The sequence below is a fragment of the Pseudomonas sp. Kh14 genome (genome assembly GCF_900291005.1).
Taxonomy (GTDB): Bacteria; Pseudomonadota; Gammaproteobacteria; order Pseudomonadales; family Pseudomonadaceae; genus Aquipseudomonas; species Aquipseudomonas alloputida.
Map to the genome: position 1 here is coordinate 62127 of NZ_OLKJ01000028.1, position 21557 is coordinate 83683.

Here is a 21557-nt window from a genome sequence, read left to right on the forward strand (position 1 = left end):
GCCTGCATGCTTGAACGAACCGTGTTTCTCTGCGCCGCGCACATTCCCGGCGCTACGCCCGGTGAAGCGCATGCACACATTGAAGCAGGCACTACCGTGCCTGCTCTTTGCAACTGACCAGGAGCTTGATGTGAACCGACAAGATTACCCCCTCGTTTCCCTCGCCATCCTCACGGCCAAACCAGGCCAGGCACTAACGCTCAAAGCGGCCTTGCTGGCGTTGATCGAGCCGACTCGGGCGGAGCCCGGTAACCGCGACTACATGCTGTTCGAACGTAGCGACGAGCCAGGGACGTTCTACATGCGCGAGGCGTTCGATAACCAGCAGGCCCTGGACGCGCACCTGACCACCGCTCACTTCCAGCGGTTTGCTGAGCAGGCCGAACAGCTGTTGGCGGAGCCCTTGCAACTGATCTTCCTTGACCCGGTGTCATCTGCCGTTGCGCCCCATCCCTGAGGGAGGCCAGGCAATGCGACCCGCCCTGGGGCACTGTTACCTCGACCGATGTGGATGGCTGTTCTCGAGGACGTTGGCGCCAGTTTGCGAGTGGGTCGCCATTTCACTATCAAGGACGCTGCTGAACTTTGGTTGCCGGCTGCTTGATGCTGGGTTCTTCTGAGCGTACGGCGCGGTGTTCAAACAGACTTATCAGGGTGCCTGTAATTGCAATCAGCGCCAGCATAAATAATCCGATGTCTGAATTTTCCATGGTCTCGTCCTGCGGGTTGATGGGTACAGGTTGACACTATTTCTTGGCACGGCGGGTCATGCCATACGCCGTAAAGCCACGGCCATGGCCCCGCCAAGTACCGCCATGGCCAGCAGCAGCGTGGGGAACGTCAACCACCAGGGCAGGCCGGCGGTCATCATGCTGAACTCCGACATGCCGCCGATGCTGGCGAGCAGGTTCAAGGGCAGGAACACCACATTGATCATGGTCAGGTTGCGCAGCGCGTGGTTCATGCCGTTGTTGGCCAGGTTGCCGCGGGCCTCGATCAGGTTGGTGAAGACTTGGGCATGGATCTTCGCCTGCTGGTAGCTTTGCTCGTTTTCGATGATCAGGTCATTCAGCACTTCCAGTTGTTCGGGCCCGAAGCCGTGTTTCTGGCCATGGCTGCGCAGCAGGGCTAGCACGGCGCCATTGCTTTGAATGGCGTTGACGTAATACACCAGGCTTTCGCTCAGGCTGTACATCTGCACCAGGTGCTGGTTGTCCATGGACCGATCGAACTGCAGCTGGATTTCACGGGCCACCTGCTTTACCACCCGCAGGTGGCCCAGGTAGTGATGCACGCTCTCAGCCAGCATCGCCATCAGCACATCCAGTGGGGTACTCATGCCGGCCTGCCGGTCTACCCCGGCGAGTAGCGAGTTGGCGGCGCAGATCACCACCAGGCGCTTTTCGCTGAGTACAACGCCGAATGACGAGACATTGAATACCCGGCCATCAAAGCTTTCCGGGCGCTTCCAGATCAGGAACAGGTGATCGGGCTTGATCTCGATACGCGCCACTTCATCCGGGTCCAGGGAGGACTCCAGCGACTGGGCACTGACCCCCAGGCACTCGCACAACCGGGATTGCTCCGCTGCGTCCGGCGCGACACACAACCAGACGCTGGCTCGTTCCTCGGGGGCTTCAAGGAGAGCACCGTCTACGGCGAGGTAGTATTCGATCATCGTTTACCAGGCCTGGCCGAGGTGTTTACGCTCAAGCCGCTGCACGAAAGCCTGCAGCACTCGCTGGTAAAGCGCGTTACCCAGCACGGCGTCTTCGGTGCCAGCATCAAGGTTGGGGTTGTCGTTGACTTCGATCACCAGTACGCGGTCGCCGGTCTGCTTCAGGTCCACACCGTACAGCCCGTGCCCGATCAGCCTGGCAGTGTCGACGGCCAGCTTTACGACTTCGGGCGGTGCCTGTTCCACCGGGACCGCGCGGCACAGGCCGTTGACTTCGCCGGCCTGGGCCTTGTGGTTGTAGATTTGCCAGTGGCCCTTGGACATGAAGTACTGGCAGGCGTACAGCGCCTCACCGTTGAGTACGCCAATACGCCAGTCGTATTCGGTGTAGCAGTACTCCTGGGCCAGCAACAGTACCGAGTGTTCGAACAACTCCTGTGCCGCCGAGGCCAGTGCCTGGGCGTCGGCGACCTTGATCACGCCTTTCGAAAAGCAGCCGTCGGGAATCTTCAACACCAGCGGAAAACCGAGGCGCCGGCCCACAAGTTCGAGTTCCTGCGGGCGGTCCTTGTACAGGATCTCCGTGGCCGGTGCGCCGAGGTTGTGGCGTTTGAGCAGATCGGCGAGATACACCTTGTTGGTGCAGCGCAGGATGGAGGAGGGGTCGTCGATCACCACCAGGCCTTCGCTTTCGGCCTTTTTGGCAAAACGGTAGGTATGGTCGTCCACCCGCGTGGTCTCCCGAATGAACAAGGCGTCAAATTCGGCCAGGCGTGCATAGTCCTTCTTTTCGATCAGCTCTACATCGATGCCCAGCTGTTTACCGTTTTCGATGAATTGCTCCAGCGCCTCAGGATTGGACGGTGGCAGCGCCTCGGCCGGGTCATGCAGAATCGCCAGGTCGAACCGGGCCAGGCGTTTGGAGGCGGGCTGGCGCCACGTCCGGCGGTTGAAGGCATCCAGCGCGTTGGCAAACAAGTACTGCTGCTCATCCCGCAGTTTGTGCAGCGCGCCGGCCTTGATCCCGTCGATCTGCCAGGTATCACGCCTGCGAAACTCCACCAGCAAGACAGGGCAGGGGAACGACTCGAACAGCTGCCGACCGATATCCTGAAGGGGTTCAATGGCGGTCCGCCCGAAATACAAGGTGAGGGTGAAAGCCTCGGTGCTGCCATAGGGGTGATCGGCCAGGGCTCGCTCCAGCGTGCGTTCCAGGTCATCCAGCCCCACGCCATAGAGCGCCTTGCGGGTAAGCTCGCTGATGGTTCGCACCGACGGGAACACCTTGTGGCCCCGTGCCTCGGCGAGCAGCGAGCAGTAGTAGCCTTGCCCCAGATACTTGTAGCTGCGGCACAGGTTGATTACCTGCGTACGCCTCGCAACGTCGTCGCTGTGTTCAAAGTAATCCTGGGCCAGCATCAGGCTCTCGCTGGGAAAGTAGCTGGCCCAGTCTTCCTTGCGCTCCACCACGATCAACAAGCGGTTACCGGCGCTCCGCTTACTGGGTGGCTCCTCGGAGAGGGTTATTGTGGAAACTTCGGTTTTGGCCAATACTTCGGCCACGTTGGCTTGCACCGCTGACATGAGTATTCGATCCCTGTTGAAGAAGACGCCCCTTCAATAAATCACGGGTTTCCCGACCTGTCCCGGTTCGTTACTCAAACATTACGGTGTTGCCATGGCTTTTGATTTTCGCTTTGCATCGGTGGCCGATATCGATGCGCTGGTTGCCCTGGAGCAGGACTGTTTCACCCTCGACCGCCTGAGCCCGCGTAATTTCAACTGGATGGTGCGACGCGCCAATGCCTGCCTTATTGTCGCTGAACAACAGGGGCATCTGGCAGGCTATGCGCTGCTGCTGTTCCATCGCGGCACGTCACTTGCCCGTCTGTATTCAATTGCCGTAAGCCCGGCCTGGCGCGGCCATGGGTTGGGCCAGCAGTTGCTGGAGCAGGCCCAGGCAAGTGCGCTAGAGCGTAATTGCGCCTGGCTGCGCCTGGAGGTGCGCGCGGACAACCCTGCGGCCATCAGCTTGTACGAAAGCAATGGCTATCAACGCTTCGCTGTGGTTGAGAACTACTACGAAGACCACAGCCAAGCGCTGCGTTTCGAGAAGCGTATCCTGCGCAGTGCTCCGCCCCCTGCACGGCAAGTGCCGTACTACGCGCAAACGACCGAGTTCACCTGCGGAGCGGCCTGCCTTTTGATGGCCATGGCTGCGGTCGAACGGGGGCGGGCCATGCACCGCAGCGAGGAAATTCAACTGTGGCGAGAAGCGACCACCATCTTCATGACGGCAGGGCACGGCGGCTGCAGCCCGCAGGGGCTTGCACTGGCGGCCTGGCGCCGCGGGTTCGAAGTGTGCATGGTGGTCAGCCAGCCTGGATCGCTGTTCCTCGATGGGGTGCGCAGCGCGCAGAAAAAAGACGTAATGCAATTGGTCGAGGACGGCTTTGCCGGGGCGTTGGCCGAAACCGACGTGCATCAGGTGCTGGCGCCCGGCCTTGATGTGCGGTCAGCGTTGCAAGCCGGGTTCAGGCCGGTGGTGCTGATTAGCAGCTACCGTTTCACTCGTCTGAAAGCTCCGCACTGGATCTTGGTCACGGGTTGCGATGATGAATTCGTGTACCTGCATGATCCTGATGTGGATCACAGCCGCCAAAAACGCATACTGGACTGCCAGCATCTGCCAGTAAGCCATGCCGAATTTCAGCGCATGAGCAGTTTCGGCAGGCAGCGGGTAAGGGCCGCTGTGCTGTTGCGCGGGCGATAGAACGGCTGTGCAGGTGGGCACGTATGGCATGGGCATTGAGTGAACATGAATAGTGCTCCGGATGGGCTCACATGCCGGAGCACTTTGCGCTTCAAGCGTGAAGCAATGTCTCGAGCTGGCCCTTGCGGTCAAGACGGGCCAAGTCATCGAAGCCGCCGACATGCACCTTGCCAACAAATATCTGTGGGACAGTTCGGCGCTGGGATCGCTGCATCATTTCCCCCAGGTGCAGGGGTGACGTTTCAACGTTGATTTCGTCAGGGGTGATGCCCTTGCTCGACAGCAGTCGCTTGGCGCTCAGGCAGTATGGGCAGTGCGGGGTGGTATAGATAGTCACATGGCTCATGGCGGTTACCCTCCTAGCTTGCCGATGGCGGAAAGTCGATATCGGTAGCGGCGATGTTGTTCAGGTAGTTGGTCAGGGTTAACAGCGTGACCTGTGCCACCACCTCCACGATCTTGCTATCAGTAAGCCCTGCCTCACGCGCGGCAGCGATCTGCTCGTCACTCAACTGGCCGCGCCTTGCCGTGATCTGCTGCGCCAGTGCGGCAACCGCGCTGAGTGTGCCGGCTCGGGCTTGGCTTACGGCCTCATCGCTCAAACCCGCCTTGCCGCCGAAGAAGGTGTGTGCAGCCAGGCAGTAGTCGCACCCGTTGATTTCCGAAGTGGCCAGGGCAACGACTTCACGCTCGGCGGCGCTCAGTGAGCTTTTACCCAACGCTTGGGCGAGGCCCAGGTAACCATTGAGCGCCACCGGAGCGTGCGCCAGGGTCTTGAATGCGTTGGGAATGAAGCCGAGACCTTTTTGAATGCCTTCGAGGGCTGCGCGCGAGCCAGTAGGCGCCTGGTCCAGCGAGAGAGCGGTAATTCGAGTCATGGTCGTTCTCCAAAGGGTTGATTAACCGGCTTGTCTATCAAGCGTGGAGTCCATACTAGAGAGGCAGACTTTTCTTTCGGCTTCAGATCGTCGAAGTTATGCAACAGATCGTCTAAACCTGAGTGCGCTATGGACCGATTGTCGACCCTGCTTAAACACTTCAACCTGCACGCTAGCGCGTTTCACCAGGGTGGGTTCTGTGGAACCACCCACCTTGGGCACAGTGTCGGCCACGCCCATCTGTTGCGCTCGGGGCGTCTGGCCTTCAAGGACAAGCGTGGCCAGCGAATCGAGTTGACCGAACCCACCCTGATTCTGGCGGTGCGCCCGCAGGAGCATCACTTGCTGGCCACCGCCGCCGATGAAGCGGAGTTAGTGTGCGCCACCCTGCAGTTCGATGGCGGCGCCAACAATCCGCTGACCCTGGCTTTGCCGGACTTCATCATCAAGCCCCTCGGCGAATTGCAAGGCCTTGATGGCACCCTTGACTGGCTGTTCGAAGAAGCCTTTGGAGATGAGTGTGGTCGTGATGTCATTCTCAATCGCTTGTTCGAGCTGATGATCATTCAGCTGCTTCGCCACCTGATCGCCAGCCGCAGCATCGCCTCGGGAATGATGGCGGGTCTGGCCAATGCTCAGCTGTCTCGCGCTCTTGTGGGGATCCACGATGAGCCGCAGCGCAATTGGTCGGTGGCGGAACTGGCGAATCTTTCGGGCATGTCGCGGGCAAGCTTCGCTTCGCACTTTCGCGAGATCGTGGGTATTACGCCTGCGGACTACCTGGCGAACTGGCGCATCAGTTTGACGCAAAAACGCCTTCGCGAAGGGCGCCCCATTGCCCTGATCGCCGATGAGGTCGGCTACGAAAGTCCTTCTGCGCTAGCCCGAACCTTTCGCCGCAAGGTGGGCGCGAGCCCGAAACAATGGCTGCAGCAGGGAACGGTGTGACGCCTGGTCGACCGACTTGCACGCCAGGGAATGAGCAAGGTCCTGCGCCTCATCGGGGTGGCTTACACGTTCTCCCGAAGAAAATCGATGAACGCCATCGTCCTTGCCGAGCGGCGCCGCTCACGGCTGAACACGGCGCTGACCGGCAGCGCGGTCGTCTGGTATTCGTCGAGCAGGCTACACACGCTACCCTGCTCGAAGTCTGAAGCAAACAGCCATTGCGCAGACAGGGAGATGCCCAGGCCACCGAGGACCATTTCACGAATGGCCTCGCTGTTGTTGCTGGTGACGTTGCCTTTGATTGCAACCTCAAGTGCTTCGCCACGATGGGTGAAGTGCCAGCGGTCGTAATGCTCAAGCAAGGTGAAGGCGATGCAGTTGTGGCCTGCCAGTTCGGCGGGCTCGCGTGGCTGGCCATGGCGATCGAGATAGGCCGGTGCAGCATAGACTCGCCGTGTGCTGGTACCCAGGGGCACGGCCACCAGCCCCTCGCTTTTCACCACACCAATGCGGATGGCCAGGTCGATGTTTTCCATGAGCAGGTCTTCGTTGTAATCGTTCAGGCGCAGGTCGATCTGCACATCGGGGTGGCGCTGTAGAAAAGCCCCGATCAGGGGCGCTATGCACAGCCTCCCATAGCTGACCGGTGCGGCAATTCGCAGGGGGCCGGCGATCTGCTCCTGGCCGCTGGCGAAGCTGCGCGTGGCATGCTCCAGCTGGCTGAGAATCTCCTGGCAGTGGCTGTAGAAGCGTTGCCCTTGATCGGTGAGGGCGAGGTGCCGGGTGCTGCGGGCGAACACGGCTCCGCCCAGGTACTGCTCCAACGCACGGACCTGCTTGCTGACTGCCGGCTGCCCCATGTTCAGCTCCCGAGCCACTGCGGAAAACGAGCCACGCTCCACGACGCGCACGAAGATGCGCATGCTGTCGAACAGATCCATCGCTATTGGGCCTCTTTGGGGAATAAGTAATATCCAAATTTGGTTTCTTATCGGAATGAGGAAGACGATGCAACCTGTAAGCGTCCACTCATTCAGAGGTTCCCGTCATGAATCAGACCATGCTTGCCGCTATCGCCGAATCCGCCCAGACCCCGCTGGTCGTGCGCCACATCGCCCGCCCTGTGCCCGGTAAGGGACAGGTTTTGGTGCGGATTCACGCCGCCGGGGTCAACCCGCTCGACACCAAGATTGCAATCGGTGCGGGTGCTCACGCCCGCCAGGAGTTGCCGGCCGTGCTCGGCCTGGATCTCGCCGGTACGGTCGTCGAACTGGGCGAGGCAGTTGATGGCTTCACGCCTGGCCAGGAGGTCTTCGGCATGGCCGGCGGAATCGGCGGCGCCCAAGGCACCCTGGCCGAATACATCGCCGTGGATGCCAGGCTGATTGCATCAAAGCCGCATGCACTCGGCATGCGTGAGGCTGCCGCGCTGCCGTTGGTATTCATCACCGCCTGGGAAGGTTTGGTAGATCGCGCCAATGTTCGTAGTGGTCAGCGTGTGCTGATTCATGGCGGCGCAGGTGGCGTCGGCCAAGTTGCGGTGCAATTGGCCAAGGCTCGCGGTGCCGAAGTCTACGCCACCGGTTCCGCGGGCAGTCTAGACTTCATTCGCTCGCTGGGGGCCACGGCAATTGACTATCAGGCGCAGGGTGTAGAGGCCTATGTCGAACAATATACGGCCGGGGAAGGTTTCGACATCGTTTATGACACCGTCGGCGGCAGCACGTTGGACGCGTCATTCAAGGCAGTAAAGCCTTATACCGGGCACGTACTCAGCTGCCTCGGTTGGGGCCAGCACAGTCTCGCGCCTTTATCCTTCAAAAGTGCCACCTACTCGGGCGTATTTACCCTGGCACCGCTGCTAACCGGCAAGGGACGCGAACACCATGGAAGTATCCTGCGCGAGGCCGCCGTTCTGGCCAATGCCGGGCAACTGGCGATCCGGGTGGACCCGCAACAGTTTGCATTGGATGAGGTCAACGACGCTTTCCGACAGGTCGCTGAAGGTCGCGGCAGGGGCAAGACGGTTATCCAGTTGATAAGTGAATAGTCTCCTGAGCTTTATCAATCAGTAATTACCCGCCAGAAACGCCCGCTTCAAGCCTTGGCTGGCCTTCGCAAACAACTGCCAAAGGCGGACATGGCAAGTGATCATGAAAGTCGTTCCTTGATGTGAGGGGCTTTGTTCCAGGCGGCCGGCGGCCGGCCAAGCTGGCCGCAATCGAAGTGGTGACTTCGTCGCTACTGTCGGGAGGAAAGGGTGTGCCAGAAAAATCGATCATTCACGCGTGGTTATACCGGCATGAAGCAGCGCCGCGATAATGAAAGGCGCCTTTTTCTCTAGATACTCAGCCATCCCACCCGTATTGCTCGACTCCAACTGAAGCTTCAGCGTTTCATACTGTTGGCGGATCGAGGCATCGCGCCTAAGCAAATCTCTGAACCCCAGCATCTGAGTGATCGTCAGGTGGTCGCGGGTACAAACATGGAGCTTGTGCGTGCGAATCCCATCCACATTGCGCCGGTAGAAATGATGGCCCTCTGACAGATCACTTCCCCGTACATACCCCAAAGCCATCAACACCTCGTCCCGCGTCGAGGTATTGCGATGCGCGTGAACCTCAATGAGCACATCGAGTTCGGGCTTCGCCGCCAGCCCTGGGACAGACGTGCTTCCAACGTGGTGGATAGCAATCAGTTCAGCGTCGAATGCCGAGGCAATGAGTGGCTTGTCTGTCAGGAAGCGGGCGGGCCATGTGGGATCGTAGGGGGTAATCTTGCTGGTCAGTGCCATGTCCGTTCCTTGGCGATAACTACTTGAGGCGCCGGATTGTCCATCAAGGCGTGTGCATTTACCACCGACTTACAGGTCAATAACTGTCGGCAATATGTGTATTCGGAATCCGGGCGATTCACGCTTCAACACCCGCATATCGATAGACCGTCGCACTCCAATACTGGCTGCCGGTACGCGTTTGGCGTTTCCATCCGTCTGCCATCAGGTGCTTGGAGATCATCCGATTCATGAAACCATGACCGAACAATGGCTGCGACTCGTTTTGGCTGGCCGTGGCGCATCAGGATTATTTCCCCGCTCACAGTAGGCTGCCTTTTTCAAACCAGCCGTGATCACGGTACCACGCCACGGTGTCGGCGATTGTCAGCTCTAGTGCCCGGAAACTCAGTCCAAGCTCCTGTTCACTCTTGCGGTGGTCGAAACGGGTGCGGTCCTGCTCTCGAACCAGTAGACGCAACGTGGCCATGCTCAGCAGAATGGGTCTGCCGGTCAGGCGCGCATAGATCTCCTGCACAGCCGCCAAGGTGTATAGAAAGGGCAGCGGTATTTGTCGGGCTGGTGTCTTGACGCCCGCCATGCGTCCTAAAACAGGCACCAGTTCGCGCATTGTCATATGTCGGCCCGCCGCGAGATAGCGCTCACCTCGGCGCCCATGTCTGGCTGCGGCAATTTGTGCCAATGCCACATCGCGGGCATCGACAATGGAAAAACTGCCAGGGATCAACCCGGGCAATTTGCCCTGTACCACATCGTTGACCAATTGCCCCGACGAGGTTGGGCCAATGTCGCCAGGCCCCCACATCCAGCCAGGCAGGACCATACAGGCATGCATCTGGGGGTGGCTCTCAAGGAACGACAACACGACACGGTCAGCGAGGATCTTGCTGCGGTAGTAGTCATCTGCGTCGGCGTCGGCCCTCAGGCAGTTCTCCTCGATGGACGTGCCAGGTGCGCCGTCGAGCACAGCAATGGAAGACGTATGGATGAACCGTCGTATGCCGGCCCGGTAGGCCTGCTCAAGCAGGCGCCGCGTACCCGACACGTTTATCTGTTCGAGTTCGTTCCAGTGGCTGCCGCCCTTGTAGCTATCGCGGAAGAACGCGGCTGTGTGAAATACCGTATCGCAGCCTTGCAGCGACGCTGCGAATGCGTCGACCTTGGCCATGTCCCCAACGACCAGTTCCACCCCCGGCAGATTGTTGAACTGCTGTTCACCTTTGGCTTTTGAGCGGACCAGGCCTTTGACCGTGTAGCCGCGAGCGACCAATTCACGCACCAGGTTGTTGCCCAGCAAGCCGGTTGCTCCGGTCACAAATACGCTGCGCATGGCTCAACACGCTCGCTGTTCGGTTAACGGCAGCAACACGGCGCTGTCGAAAAAGGCCTTGTCATTGACGACCCGACCCATGGTATCGAGGTGGATGCAATCGTCGCCAACCACTGCAAGCAACGCCTCTGGATCTGGTCGTTTGAAAGCGCCAGAGGCGTGCTGCGCATAGACGTTGGGGGTGATAGTCATAAAATCCGGTCCATTCGTATCGAAGGGCTATAGATATACCTTTGAGGGGGCTTTCGAAAAACAGCAATCATTGCATAATGGCTTTGCATATTCGCAAAGCCAGGAATGACTGACAGTATGACGTTGCACGCAAATTGGGATGATCTTCGCCTTCTGCTGGCCGTCTCGCGACGTGGCAGTTTTCTTCAGGCTGGACAATTGCTCGGTATCGCAGCTTCTACATTGTCACGCCGCCTGACCCAACTTGAGATTGCAGTGGGCGAGCCACTTGTCGAGCGCGGCGTTGAAGGGTGCCGGCTGACGTCCCGGGGGCAATCCCTGGTGGAAGTTGCTATCGCTGCAGAATCAGGCTTGAGGCGGCAAACCCTTTCTGGCACATCGCAGCAGCCTACCGAGCTGTCCGGCAGTGTGTTGGTCAGTGCAGGGGAGGGGTTCTCGGATTACGTTCTGGAGGCGATAAGGCGCTTTACATCCCTGCACCCGCGTTGCTCCGTGGAGCTAACGGTGGCAGCCGACTTTCACAAGATCGCCCGCGGTGTGGCAGATGTTGCTGTGCGCACCGCCCATCTGGGGGAACCGTCACTGATTTATCGACCCATTGGCCGGCTCGCCTACGGCATCTTTGCTGCCCCGGGTTATCTGAAGCAATTTCCAGGCGTGACACTTACCACGGCAGTCAGTGTGTCCTTGCTTCCCCCGCTGCATATTTTGCCGCAAATGCGAGCGGCAAAGGCCGCAGGTCTGGACCGCGCGCAGATCAGCGTGAACTCGTTCGCCGTGCAGCTCCAGTCGGTGAGGCGAGGGATGGGGGTGGCTGTGCTGCCCCGTATCGCGGCTACCGATTTGGTCGAGCTGTTCCCGCATCTCCAGCTTCCAGATATGGAGATCTATTTGGTGACCCGGCCTCAGGCCTTGAAGCAAGCTCACATCAAATGCTTTTTTGACACCTTGGAGCGGGTTCTGCTCGAAGCCCTATCCTCGGCACATGTCGACGGTTGATCCACCAGCACCCTGATCACTGCGCAGCACCTCACTGGCCGTCGACCCGTCCCCCAAACCCGCAGGCATTCTTCGGCCGAAGACGGCATGGTGCTGCACGCCCGCTGGTTCCAAGGCTGCAGAGGTCGTGTCAATTTTCCTCAGGTGTGACAATGCGCAGGGGGCGCGTGCCGATCTTCGCCCCCGTAATCTCGTCCACGGCGACAGCTTTGATTTCTGTGCCTGTTTGCGCATCGAAGAAGCGAGTCAGCTTACCACCGCCTCGGTATTGCTGGCCCCATGCACCAATCATGAACAGCACAGGCAGAAAATCGCGACCCGCAGCGGTCAGCAGGTACTCCTCCCTAGGCGGGTGCTCCGAATAACGCCGCTTCTCCAGTAATCCTTCCTCCGTCAGTGTCGCCAGCCGGCGGGTCAGCATTGTCGGTGCAATACCCAGGCTTTTCCTGAATTGGTCAAAGCGAGAAAGGCCGGCATGGGCATCACGCAGGATCAATATGCTCCAGGCATCACCGGCAACTGCCAGGCTGCGGGCGATCGGGCACGGGTTATCGCAACTATTTTTCACGTCCATACTATTTTGATAGTGACCTGCCTGCGAAAGGGTAGTATTGTCTGTATCAAATCGATAGTAACACCTCGATGACAAGCCATCCACCCGCAAAAACCAATGATGAATAGCCGAACCATGCAAGCACTGACCTTCAAGCGCTACGGCAAGTCACCCGACATCGGGTTGGCCGACGTTCCCCGCCCCACGCCAAAGGCTGACGAATTACTGGTGCAAGTCCACGCTGCTGGCCTGAACCCGATCGACAACATGATTCCAACGGGGATGTTCAAGCCTGTATTGCATTTCCAGCTGCCAGCCACCCTGGGCAGCGATCTGGCCGGCATCGTGACCGAGGTGGGTAGCAATGTGACCCGCTTCAAGCCAGGCGATGCTGTCTTCGCCAGCATCTTCGATCTTGGCACAGGGGCGATTGCGGAATTCGCGGTTGTGCCGGAAAGCGCCGCCGCGCTGAAACCGGCCAATCTGAGCTTCGAGCAGGCGGCGTCGATCCCGATGGTCGGTCTCACCTCATGGCAAGCGCTGAAAGAGCGCCTCAAGCTTCAGGCCGGGCAGAAGGTGTTCATTCCTGCCGGGTCGGGCGGTATCGGTACGTTCGCAATCCAGTTGGCCAAACACCTCGGTGCAAAGGTGGGCACCACCACCAGTACAGGCAACGTTGACCTGGTGCGCGCTCTGGGGGCGGACGAGGTTGTGGACTACAAGGCGCAGGATTTCGAGACCGTGCTGCGCGACTACGACGCGGTGCTCGGCACCGTAAGGGGGGATGCGATTGAAAAATCCATGTCCATCCTCAGACCCGGAAGCCAGATTGTCTCGCTCATTGGCCCACTGGATGCTGCGTTCGCCCGGGCCAAACGCCTGAACCTCCTCCTGACCTTCGTGTTCGGCCTGATGAGCCGCAAGATCATGCGCCTGGCAAAGAGGCGGAATGTCCAATACTCGTTTCTTTTCGTGCAGCCCGACGGTGCCCAACTCGCCGAAATCGGCAAGCTTCTGGACACCCAGCGGATTCGGCCGGTGATCGACCGGGTATTTCCGTTCGAGGACGCAAAGGGTGCGCTTGAGTACCTTGCTCAAGGGCGTTCCAAGGGCAAGGTCGTAATCAAGATGTGACTGCCGCCGTATTTCTCACACAACCATCGACATAAAGGTAACGTCCATGACCACACGTCCGACCGTACTCATTACCGGCGCCTCCAGCGGCATTGGCGCCACCTACGCCGAGCGTTTCGCCCGTCGTGGCCACGATCTCATCCTTGTGGCGCGCGACACATCGCGCATGGAGGCGCTTGCATTACGCTTGCGCGAGGAAAGCCATGTGGCCGTTGAAGTGCTGCCAGCCGACCTGACCAGCTCGGCAGACCTGTCCGTGCTTGAAAGTCGGCTGCGCGACGACGCCAATATCGGCGTGTTGATCAACAACGCGGGTATGGCCCAATCGGGTGGTTTCCTGGACCAGTCCGCTGAAGCTATTGAGCGCCTTGTCACGCTCAACACCACCGCGCTGACGCGGCTCGCTGCTGCGATCGCGCCGCGCCTAGCGCAGTCGGGCACTGGTGCGATCGTCAACGTGGGTTCAGTGGTGGGTTTTGCGCCCGAGTTCGGCATGTCCATTTACGGCGCTACCAAAGCCTTCGTGCTGTTTCTGTCACAGGGGCTGAGTCAGGAGCTGTCACCCAAGGGCGTCTACGTGCAAGCCGTGCTGCCGGCAGCGACCCGTACCGAGATCTGGGCGCGTGCCGGCATTGACGTCAACACACTCCCGGAGGTGATGGAGGTCGGTGAGCTGGTCGATGCTGCACTTGTCGGTTTCGATCGTCGCGAGTTGGTAACCATCCCGCCACTTCATGTTGCCGAGCGCTGGAATGCGCTGGAAGGTGCGCGTCAAGGGCTGATGTCTGACATTCGACAAACCCACGCGGCTGAACGATATCAGCGCCCACTGTGAACGCGTGATTGTGTACGAATGATCGAATCCGCCACCCAGGAAACAATGACCACCAGGCTCGTAATCGGCCTGGTGGTTTTTCACCACCTTACCAATTGTGCGTATAACTGGCAGTCAACACAGTGCCTGGCGCCGGCAAATGGCTGGTGTTGTTGTTATTGCGCAGCAATTGGCTGTAGAGCGGGTAATAGGCGCGATTGAACAAGTTCTGGATGCCGACGCTTACCTTGTCGTCGGCAGAGATCTGGTACTGGCTGACCACGTCTACTGTCGTATAGGTACTTACCTGATGCCGACCAAAGCTGTCCACACCGTCGAGCCTGTAGTCCTTGGCGTCGAAGAACGTGGCTTGCAAGCGGTTGCTCCAATCCAGGCTCGGCTTGTACTGAACGTAGGCAGTCAGCTTCAGGGGGGGAACACGATAGCCGGTCATGTCTTGCCAACCTTTGCCGTCCGGCTTTTCTCGCCCGCGCATCCAGGTAGCACTCCCCCCTGCGCCCCACACCGCATCGTCCGATAGCCAATCGGCACTGGCTTCAGCACCGTAGATACGCTCCTTTGTGCGGGTCAGAATCAAGCCATTGTTGAAACTTTGCACGTCCCCCAGTTTGGAGGTGGTGTAGAACAGCGCCAGGGTGCCGAGGGTGTTGCTACCTAGCTCTCCTCGCCAGCCAAGCTCATAGTTGTTGGTTTTGACCGGTTCCAGGTTCGATGCGCCGATGTCGAAGCCACGGCGCGCATTGCGCAACTGAATGCCCACGTCGGGCAACTGGAAGCCCTGGCTGAAGGAGGCGTAGATTTCCTGGCCGAGTACCGGTGAGTAGACAATGCCCAGGTTCGACAGCACCGCATCGTAATGAATGTCCCCACCCTTCACTGCCACAGGGGAGGCAGCCCTGGATTCGGACAAAGGGACGAAGTCATCGAATTCGGCGGTGGAGTATTCGTAGCGCAGGCCGCCGTCGACCGACCAGTGCTCATCGAAGCGATGCTGAAGCTGCGCGAACGCACCGGCGCTTCGGGTCTTGAGCGGGGGCATGTAGGTGAGCTTGCCGGTCTTGTCGAAGACCAGGCCGCCACTGGCGTCATAAGCCGCAGGGTCGAAGACGTCGAGCGGCATGTCGCTGCGCTCCTGGTTATAGTCGCCACCCCACACCAGCTCGGTACTGCCGCTGTCGCCAAGTGGCGTGCGCAGGGTCAGGCGGCTGCCGAACACTTCGCTGTTCTGCATGATCTGGTCCACGTTGCCGCCGCGGGTTGCAACGGCCCGGGCGTCGAACGGCGTGAACCGGGTGAAGTAGTCCCGGTAATACATCTGGGCAGAAAGTCGGCTGCCGAGAATGTCGAGGTTCTCGTACTCCAGGTTCAGCAGGGTGTTGCGAATGCGGTTCTGTTCGTCGAGATCCAGGCCCTTGATCGCATTGGCCGGCACCGAGCCTGCGGGGAGTTTCGCGACGCTGGGGTCTGTAGCGTAGTCGGTGTCCTGGCGTGCATCGTAATGGCTGATGGCGAGCTGGATTCGCTGGTTCTCGTCAATGTGCAGCCCCAGCTTGCCGCCAATGTTGTAGATGTTCGAATCGAACAGGTCGCCCTGACTAGGTTCCGGAGCGATCCGGTCGCCGTGCGCATCGTACGAGGCACCGATGTGGCGGGTACCGAAGTCGAACGAGTAGTCCACCGCGCCCTGAGAGCCTGCAAAATACTGCTGGAATTGGCCCCCCAGGCCATCGCTGCCCAGGCGGGTAAGTGGCGAGGTGGCGCTCAGGCTGGTTTCGGCACGGTTTTCACCGCCAGCAGGTCGTGTAGTGATGGCGATGATGCCCCCCGTGGCACCGCTGCCGTATATAGCGCTGCTGCCACGAATGACTTCGACCCGTTCGATCAGCGCCGGGTCGATGTTGGCCAGGTTGCGCGAAGAGTCGCGGTTGGTATTGAGCGGCACCCCGTCGACCATGACCAACATGCTGCGCCCACGCAGGGTCTGGCCGTACTCGGTGACGGTGCGGCTGGAGTCGGACATGCCCGGAATCGCCTTGGCCAGTACCGTGGCCAGGCTCTCTGAACCCTGGCGCAGCTCCTGCAGTTGTTCATGCTCGAGAACAGTGGACTGCCGCGTCGCGGACACCAGGCTACTGCTGGTGCGCGAGGCCGTGATTTCCATCTGCGCCATTTCCACGGGTACGCTTCGGGTTTCGGAACTGGGTGCAGGGGAGCCTTGCGCGATGATGACGAAGGTGCGCTCATCCTTGGCCTGTACTTGCAAGCCACTGTCCTTGAGCAGCGTTTGAAGTGCTTCCTCAGGTGTGAACCGCCCCTTCACCGCGGGCGCGTTTCGGCCTGCACCGAGCTCGCTGGCAAAGATGATCTGTACCGAAGACTGCTGAGCAAGGGCGTTGATGGCCTCCCCAAGCGGCGCGGCAGGGAGATCCACGTTCACCCGTTCCCGGCCCTGGGCCGACATTGCGATGAGCAGGCTACTGGCAAGCAATGACAGGCGTAGTTGGCGACTGCGGAGGGGAAAATGCACTTCTCGAGTTCCTTTTATTGGCTGGGCTTTTTTCAATAGCCGCCATGGGAATCGAGAAACCCTACCTGCGCTTGATTATTATTTTCTTGTCGATTTACGTTGAATCCGGACGCTGCCATCCTCTTGTTTCAACACGGCGACGGGCAGGATGCTCGGTAACAGATCCAGCAGCAGGTCGACATGGTGCGTCTCGAAGACCCCTGTCACCTTGAGTGCAGCCAAGCTTGGGTCGCTTAGCTCAATGGATGCCTTGCGATAGTGACGCAACAACGACACCGCTTCATCCAGCGGCGTCTGCTCGAACACGATGCGATCATCTTTCCAGGCCATCGCCTTGGAGGCGTCGACCTTCGCCACTGGCATCAGTTGCCCGCCAATCGAGTCGACCTGTTGCCCTGGCCTGAGGGTGACAGGCGCTTGCGCGGCAGTTGCCACGGCGACGTCCACTCGCCCACGGGCCAGGGTGACACGAACCGCCTCGTTATCCAGGCGGCGAACATTGAACAGCGTACCGAGCACCTCGACTTTCGCCAGGCCAGCAGATACTACGAAGGGGCGGTACACGGCCGAGGACACATCGAAAAGGGCCTGCCCACTGCGCAGGTCGACTTCGCGGCTGAGCAGGCGCCAGCTGATATCGACATGCGTGCCACTGTCGAGCAGCAGTTTGCTTCCATCGCTCAGCAGCACAGCGCGCCGCTCACCCATGGCGGTAGCGAGACGCTCGCTCTTGTAGGCCGGGTTCAACCAGGCCAGGGCTGCAAAAGCGATCGCAACTGCTAGTGTGATACCTGCCGACTTCACCGCTTTCGAGGGGGCCGGCCTGGTCGGTGGCAGGGGGAACAGATGCTTGAGCTCTTCGCGATGTCGCCCCAGCGCTTCGTCCAGTGGCGCCTGTTCGGGCTGCTTGGTCATGGATGCACCTCATCGCGCCCAAGCCGTTGCCTGCACGTCGCCAACCCCAGGCGGAGGTGCTTTTCCACTGTCTTGATGGAAATACCGAGACGAGCGGCTACTTCTGCCTGGGGAATTTCGTGAACTTTATGCATGACAAAAACGGCCTGGCAGCGAGGTGGGAGGCCGGCGATAGCGCTCACGAGCAGTTGAAACTCGCGCTCGCTGTCATACCGGCTCATCGGCGTGGCTGCCGGGCAGGCTACCTCCGGGAGCTCGGAAACTGCCTCTACCCAGGCGCCTCGGCGGCGATCGCTACGATAGCGACTCACGGCGGTGTCGTTGGAGATTTTCCGTAGCAACGCTAGCGGGGTCCGAACGTTTTCTTTCTCACCGCGCTCAAGCAACTGCACACACACGTCATGCACGACATCGCGCGCCAGGCTTCTGTCGCCGAAGCGTCGGCGAATGTGGTCCACCAGGTCGTCATAGTGACGTACCAATGTAGACAGCAGCGTCGGTTTGGCGGGATCGAGCGACACGATGCATCCTGAAAAAGGTAGGCTCCGAAAACAAGACGCAAGTGTAAATGAGAAATAGTTGCGAATAAACAAGCGACAGCGTCGAGCCATGCAAATTCACAGGAAGGTCAGAAATAGTCAGTCCGTTGGCATTGGCGCTGGCTTCAAGCTCAGCGCTTCGACATGAGTAAATCTGTCGGACATTCCAATAATTTAGGTGTGCTATATTTTGGGGCATGGACCAGATAGTTACATCCTGACCGTTTGGTTACTGACAGCGTGTCGGCGCTCAGCGTGGTCTTTAGGGAAAAAGGCGTGTGAATTGACGTGAAGCGTGACATCCACCTTGTTGTGCTACTGCTATCGGTCATAGGTTTTTCTCTCGCCTCGCTAACGCTGTGGAAGGTCATGGCCTCTCGCGAGCGCGCCTTGGAAGACATCAATGTCCATGGCCTGAACCTAACCCAGGCACTGTCTACCTATTCGGAAGGTATCGTCCGACAGAGCTCGATGTTGCTGCTCGGCCTGGTCGAGCGCCTGGAAACCGAGGGCGCCGGACCTGCGCAGATCGAACGGCTGGGTCAGTTGGTCAAGCGTCAGCAACCGTTGATGCCGCCAATGAGCGGCATCACCATCTATGCCAAGGATGGGCGCTGGCTCATGTCGTCCAACCGTCCAACCCCCGTCAGCGCCAACAGCAGCGACCGGGCCTTTTTCATCCACCACCGTGACGACCCGTCCCGCGACCCCTTCATCGGCCTGCCAATCCGTAGCCGGGTCACCCAGGAGTGGGTGATCACCATCAGCCGGCGATTCAACGATGACCGCGGTGAGTTCGCCGGCGTTGTTGCCATGACACTTGGCGTGGAAAACTTCCTGCAGCTGTTCGGCAAGCTGGACGTTGGCCATGACGGTGCCATCGGGCTGACCTTTACCGACGGCTCCCTGCTGGTGCGCTATCCGTTTCGGGAACAGGACATGGGGCGCAACTTTTCGAAGTCGCCAATCTTCGCCAAATACCTCATCGACCAGTCAGCCGGCACCGCTTCATTCACCTCCAGCCTGGACGGCGTAGAACGCCTCTATGCGTTTCGCAAGAGTGACAAGCTCCCCCTGGTGACAACGGTCGCGCTGGGCAAGCAGGAAGCACTTGCAGCCTGGCGGCTCGAGGCGCTGCTGTCGTCGCTGGTGGTCGCTGCGCTGCTGGCACTGACCGGAACCATTGGCTGGCTGCTGATTCGAGCCATGAGCCGGCGAAGTGCGGTCGAGAACGAGCTTCGACTGACCCAACAGCAGTTGCTTGAGAGCAACCAACAGCTCGAAAGCCTGGCGATGCACGATGCGCTGACGGGGCTTGCCAACAGGCGCTGCTTTGACGAAGCGCTGACCCAGGAGATCCGCATGGCCCATCGAAACGGGACCCCGCTGGCTTTGCTGATGATCGACATCGACCACTTCAAACGCTACAACGACACCTATGGGCATCCGGCTGGCGACGCCTGCCTGCAGCAGATGGCTTACCTGCTCTCTTCCTGCATCCGCCGCCCTCGCGACCTGCTGGCGCGCTACGGGGGGGAGGAAATGGCCGTGATCCTGCCCGATACCGACATCGACGGAGCGGCTGTCGTTGCCCGGCTGATGCATGAGCGCCTGACCTTGCAACCTGTCCCTCACGAAGGCAGCCCTTTCGGGCATGTGACCGCCAGTATCGGCATCGCCTGCTGCGATGGGACGACCCTCGACAGCCCGCCATCGCTAATTGAACGCGCCGACCGGGCGCTTTATATCGCCAAGCAAGCGGGCCGCAATCGCCTGCAAGTCGACCGGGCGAATGCATAAAGCCAATGACAAGGAAAGTATTGACGCAATCTCATTTCGGCAAAGGCCAAAAGCGGATATCTGCGTAAGCTCTGAAGCAATAGTGGTGCCGTGCCTGGCCGGGCAAATGGAGGATCAGGATCTGGATTGGATCTCAACTACACCCTGAATCCTCTCGGCAACGGCACGTACCTGTACCTCAATGGTCAATTCGACTACGACTGCGCCGCCGCTATGCTCTACAGCGCGAAGTCTGGCCAGCCTTTGGGTGCAGCGATTAGCAACACTTGCCGCTCGAGCTACTTCCTACAACAAGAGAAGCTGCGAATGGCAGGAAAACCCTACGACAAAGGGGCGCCTGCTTACGACCCCTACAACCCGCCCAACACTTACTGGGCCAAAATTGTTGCTCGAACCACCAGCCAGCTGGAGGCGGCCAGTCAATTCAATGTGCGCTTTGCGGGGTATCCGCAGTTAGACCGCAACGGCAAGATCACCATCCGTGTGCAGTTCATGGGGGTAGCCCTCGGCCAATATGCATCCTTGGTGACCGTACCAGAACGAACAGAGGTCCTGCTGGACGACCCGCAGTTTGAAGCGGCGTTGCGCAAGCAATCCCAAGGATTGAACACGGTGATCCCCCAAGTGATTTCATGCGATGCGGTGCTGGACTACAGCAAGGCAGTCGACAAAGGGCCGCGTCCCAGCGGTATTCCCAATGGGGAGTACTCTCGCTATGAGGTGCAATTTGTGGTGAAAAAAATGGGCTGCCAGGATCAACAGCGCCATTTTTCCACTGTGATTCGGTAACTCAACTTAGCCAAGAAAAAACCTTTCAGTGTCGGTCAACCGCAAAGCCAATTGCCGAAGGTCTAGTGTCTGGGGCTGCCCTTCAGGAAGGGCAGCTATGGGTCGAAAGCGGACGGTCGTGGGCTGGCGCTGCCGACTCAATGCTGCTCTTGGTGGATAGCGGCAATCGAGTTGTACCGGTGTCTTCACTGGTCACACTGTCGGCAGGTAAGCTCGGCTTTCTGCGACGACACCAAGGACGGCATACATGTGTTCCCTTAGCAATGAGCAGCTATTAGAGATCGTCCATCAGAACCCGATAAACCGGGCGCTGTTGGAGACGCTACCAACACTCGAAATTCCGAATTCCATGTTGGTCGCAGGGGCGTTGTTCCAGACGCTCTGGAATCACCGCTCGGGAGAACCTGTCGAGTGGGGCATCAAGGATTATGACATCGCCTACTTCGACGCAGACTTGTCATGGGAGGCGGAAGATCGAGTCATAGCTAAGGTTCAGCAGGCGTTCTCTCATTTAGGCATCAACGTCGAGATCCGCAATCAGGCCCGCGTGCATTTGTGGTACGAAGAGAAATTTGGCGGGGCCTACCCACCGTTGGAAAAGGTAACGGATGGTATCGACCGCTATCTCATTCGATCGACCTGTCTAGGCGTTGATGCCGGTACTGGTAAGCTCTATAGCACCCATGGCTTGAACGATCTCTCGAACAACTGGCTCAGGATGAACGAGTTGAATCCACGCCCAGATTTATTTAGAGCGAAAGCTGCCAGCTATCAGGCTCGCTGGCCATGGCTTCAATTGGTTGAATGAGCGTCAGCCAGTGGTAGCAGGCGTGGATCAGCAGAGCATAGAAAGCAGAGACCGATGGAATGGCG

23 protein-coding genes and 1 pseudogene are annotated in these 21557 nt (G+C 59.3%); 10 read left to right on the plus strand and 14 right to left on the minus strand.

Annotated features, from left to right (window positions below; translation table 11 throughout):
- Positions 1–70 precede the first annotated feature (70 nt).
- Positions 71–457 carry a putative quinol monooxygenase gene (locus FQ668_RS13965; RefSeq protein ID WP_019438518.1) on the plus strand — a complete coding sequence of 129 codons (387 nt, stop codon included), beginning with the start codon at positions 71–73 and terminating at the stop codon, positions 455–457.
- A 109-nt stretch (positions 458–566) separates the two neighbouring features.
- Here FQ668_RS13965 and FQ668_RS28550 read toward each other — a convergent pair whose 3' ends face one another.
- From FQ668_RS28550 to FQ668_RS13975, 3 genes are read right to left on the minus strand one after another with little or no spacing between them, the layout of a single operon-like run.
- On the minus strand, positions 567–710 hold the full coding sequence (locus FQ668_RS28550) for a hypothetical protein (RefSeq protein WP_178095693.1): 144 nt from the start codon (positions 708–710) through the stop codon (positions 567–569).
- Between the two features lie 56 nt (positions 711–766).
- A complete protein-coding gene (locus FQ668_RS13970; protein ID WP_023390185.1) occupies positions 767–1678 on the minus strand; it encodes a magnesium transporter CorA family protein in 912 nt (303 codons plus the stop codon).
- A 3-nt stretch (positions 1679–1681) separates the two neighbouring features.
- On the minus strand, positions 1682–3262 hold the full coding sequence (locus FQ668_RS13975; protein WP_019438515.1) for a RimK family alpha-L-glutamate ligase: 1581 nt from the start codon (positions 3260–3262) through the stop codon (positions 1682–1684).
- Positions 3263–3356: 94 nt separating this feature from the next.
- Between FQ668_RS13975 and FQ668_RS13980 the strand changes: the two genes are divergently transcribed.
- Entirely contained in the window at positions 3357–4451 is a 1095-nt protein-coding gene (locus FQ668_RS13980; RefSeq protein WP_019438514.1) for a GNAT family N-acetyltransferase/peptidase C39 family protein, read from the plus strand.
- 91 nt (positions 4452–4542) lie between these two features.
- On the opposite strand, the gene grxC is transcribed toward FQ668_RS13980, so the two are convergent.
- The gene (grxC, locus tag FQ668_RS13985; RefSeq protein WP_019438513.1) at positions 4543–4797 is read right to left on the minus strand and encodes a glutaredoxin 3; all 255 of its coding nucleotides are present in this window, start codon (positions 4795–4797) and stop codon (positions 4543–4545) included.
- A 13-nt stretch (positions 4798–4810) separates the two neighbouring features.
- A complete protein-coding gene (locus FQ668_RS13990; protein ID WP_019438512.1) occupies positions 4811–5329 on the minus strand; it encodes a carboxymuconolactone decarboxylase family protein in 519 nt (172 codons plus the stop codon).
- A 129-nt stretch (positions 5330–5458) separates the two neighbouring features.
- Between FQ668_RS13990 and FQ668_RS13995 the strand changes: the two genes are divergently transcribed.
- On the plus strand, positions 5459–6277 hold the full coding sequence (locus tag FQ668_RS13995) for an AraC family transcriptional regulator (RefSeq protein ID WP_019438511.1): 819 nt from the start codon (positions 5459–5461) through the stop codon (positions 6275–6277).
- 62 nt (positions 6278–6339) lie between these two features.
- On the opposite strand, the gene FQ668_RS14000 is transcribed toward FQ668_RS13995, so the two are convergent.
- Positions 6340–7218 (minus strand): LysR family transcriptional regulator, encoded by an 879-nt coding sequence (locus FQ668_RS14000; protein ID WP_019438510.1) that lies wholly within the window; start codon positions 7216–7218, stop codon positions 6340–6342.
- Positions 7219–7325: 107 nt separating this feature from the next.
- On the opposite strand from FQ668_RS14000, the gene FQ668_RS14005 reads away from it, so the two are divergent.
- Positions 7326–8327, plus strand: a complete 1002-nt coding sequence (locus FQ668_RS14005) for a zinc-dependent alcohol dehydrogenase family protein (RefSeq protein WP_026031938.1) — start codon at positions 7326–7328, stop codon at positions 8325–8327.
- 228 nt (positions 8328–8555) lie between these two features.
- Here the strand turns inward: FQ668_RS14005 and FQ668_RS14015 are convergent, their stop codons facing one another.
- The 4 genes and pseudogenes from FQ668_RS14015 to FQ668_RS14030 form a co-directional block, all read right to left on the minus strand.
- Complete coding sequence (locus tag FQ668_RS14015) at positions 8556–9071, minus strand: GrpB family protein (protein ID WP_019438508.1); 516 nt, start codon at positions 9069–9071, stop codon at positions 8556–8558.
- A gap of 118 nt (positions 9072–9189) precedes the next feature.
- Positions 9190–9321 (minus strand): annotated as a pseudogene (locus tag FQ668_RS28995) (histidine phosphatase family protein); the annotation flags it as partial.
- Positions 9322–9372: 51 nt separating this feature from the next.
- Positions 9373–10401, minus strand: coding sequence for an SDR family oxidoreductase (locus FQ668_RS14025; RefSeq protein ID WP_023389937.1), 1029 nt, complete (start codon positions 10399–10401; stop codon positions 9373–9375).
- A 3-nt stretch (positions 10402–10404) separates the two neighbouring features.
- A complete protein-coding gene (locus FQ668_RS14030; RefSeq protein WP_019438506.1) occupies positions 10405–10593 on the minus strand; it encodes a hypothetical protein in 189 nt (62 codons plus the stop codon).
- A gap of 117 nt (positions 10594–10710) precedes the next feature.
- Between FQ668_RS14030 and FQ668_RS14035 the strand changes: the two genes are divergently transcribed.
- Complete coding sequence (locus FQ668_RS14035; RefSeq protein WP_019438505.1) at positions 10711–11592, plus strand: LysR family transcriptional regulator; 882 nt, start codon at positions 10711–10713, stop codon at positions 11590–11592.
- 130 nt (positions 11593–11722) lie between these two features.
- Here the strand turns inward: FQ668_RS14035 and FQ668_RS14040 are convergent, their stop codons facing one another.
- A complete protein-coding gene (locus FQ668_RS14040) occupies positions 11723–12286 on the minus strand; it encodes a helix-turn-helix domain-containing protein (protein WP_023389941.1) in 564 nt (187 codons plus the stop codon).
- Here FQ668_RS14040 and FQ668_RS14045 point away from each other — a divergent pair.
- On the plus strand, positions 12281–13279 hold the full coding sequence (locus FQ668_RS14045) for an NADP-dependent oxidoreductase (protein WP_019438504.1): 999 nt from the start codon (positions 12281–12283) through the stop codon (positions 13277–13279). The two genes, FQ668_RS14040 and FQ668_RS14045, sit on opposite strands and share 6 nt — an antisense overlap.
- Positions 13280–13325: 46 nt before the next feature.
- Positions 13326–14114 carry an SDR family oxidoreductase gene (locus FQ668_RS14050; protein ID WP_014591118.1) on the plus strand — a complete coding sequence of 263 codons (789 nt, stop codon included), beginning with the start codon at positions 13326–13328 and terminating at the stop codon, positions 14112–14114.
- An 88-nt stretch (positions 14115–14202) separates the two neighbouring features.
- Here FQ668_RS14050 and FQ668_RS14055 read toward each other — a convergent pair whose 3' ends face one another.
- From FQ668_RS14055 to FQ668_RS14065, 3 genes are all read right to left on the minus strand, one after another.
- Positions 14203–16641 carry a TonB-dependent receptor gene (locus tag FQ668_RS14055; RefSeq protein WP_019438503.1) on the minus strand — a complete coding sequence of 813 codons (2439 nt, stop codon included), beginning with the start codon at positions 16639–16641 and terminating at the stop codon, positions 14203–14205.
- Between the two features lie 78 nt (positions 16642–16719).
- Positions 16720–17556: a FecR family protein gene (locus FQ668_RS14060; protein WP_019438502.1), complete on the minus strand. Its 837-nt coding sequence runs from the start codon at positions 17554–17556 to the stop codon at positions 16720–16722.
- Positions 17553–18077 carry an RNA polymerase sigma factor gene (locus FQ668_RS14065; protein ID WP_014591115.1) on the minus strand — a complete coding sequence of 175 codons (525 nt, stop codon included), beginning with the start codon at positions 18075–18077 and terminating at the stop codon, positions 17553–17555. The genes FQ668_RS14060 and FQ668_RS14065 overlap by 4 nt, the downstream gene beginning before the upstream one ends.
- Before the next feature lie 306 nt (positions 18078–18383).
- Between FQ668_RS14065 and FQ668_RS14070 the strand changes: the two genes are divergently transcribed.
- The 3 genes from FQ668_RS14070 to FQ668_RS14080 all read left to right on the plus strand — a co-directional run bounded on the left by FQ668_RS14070 (position 18384) and on the right by FQ668_RS14080 (position 21492).
- Entirely contained in the window at positions 18384–19895 is a 1512-nt protein-coding gene (locus tag FQ668_RS14070; RefSeq protein WP_026031937.1) for a diguanylate cyclase, read from the plus strand.
- A gap of 126 nt (positions 19896–20021) precedes the next feature.
- The gene (locus tag FQ668_RS14075; protein WP_019438500.1) at positions 20022–20684 is read left to right on the plus strand and encodes a hypothetical protein; all 663 of its coding nucleotides are present in this window, start codon (positions 20022–20024) and stop codon (positions 20682–20684) included.
- 247 nt (positions 20685–20931) lie between these two features.
- Positions 20932–21492: a nucleotidyltransferase family protein gene (locus tag FQ668_RS14080; protein ID WP_019438499.1), complete on the plus strand. Its 561-nt coding sequence runs from the start codon at positions 20932–20934 to the stop codon at positions 21490–21492.
- Positions 21493–21557: the final 65 nt, after the last annotated feature.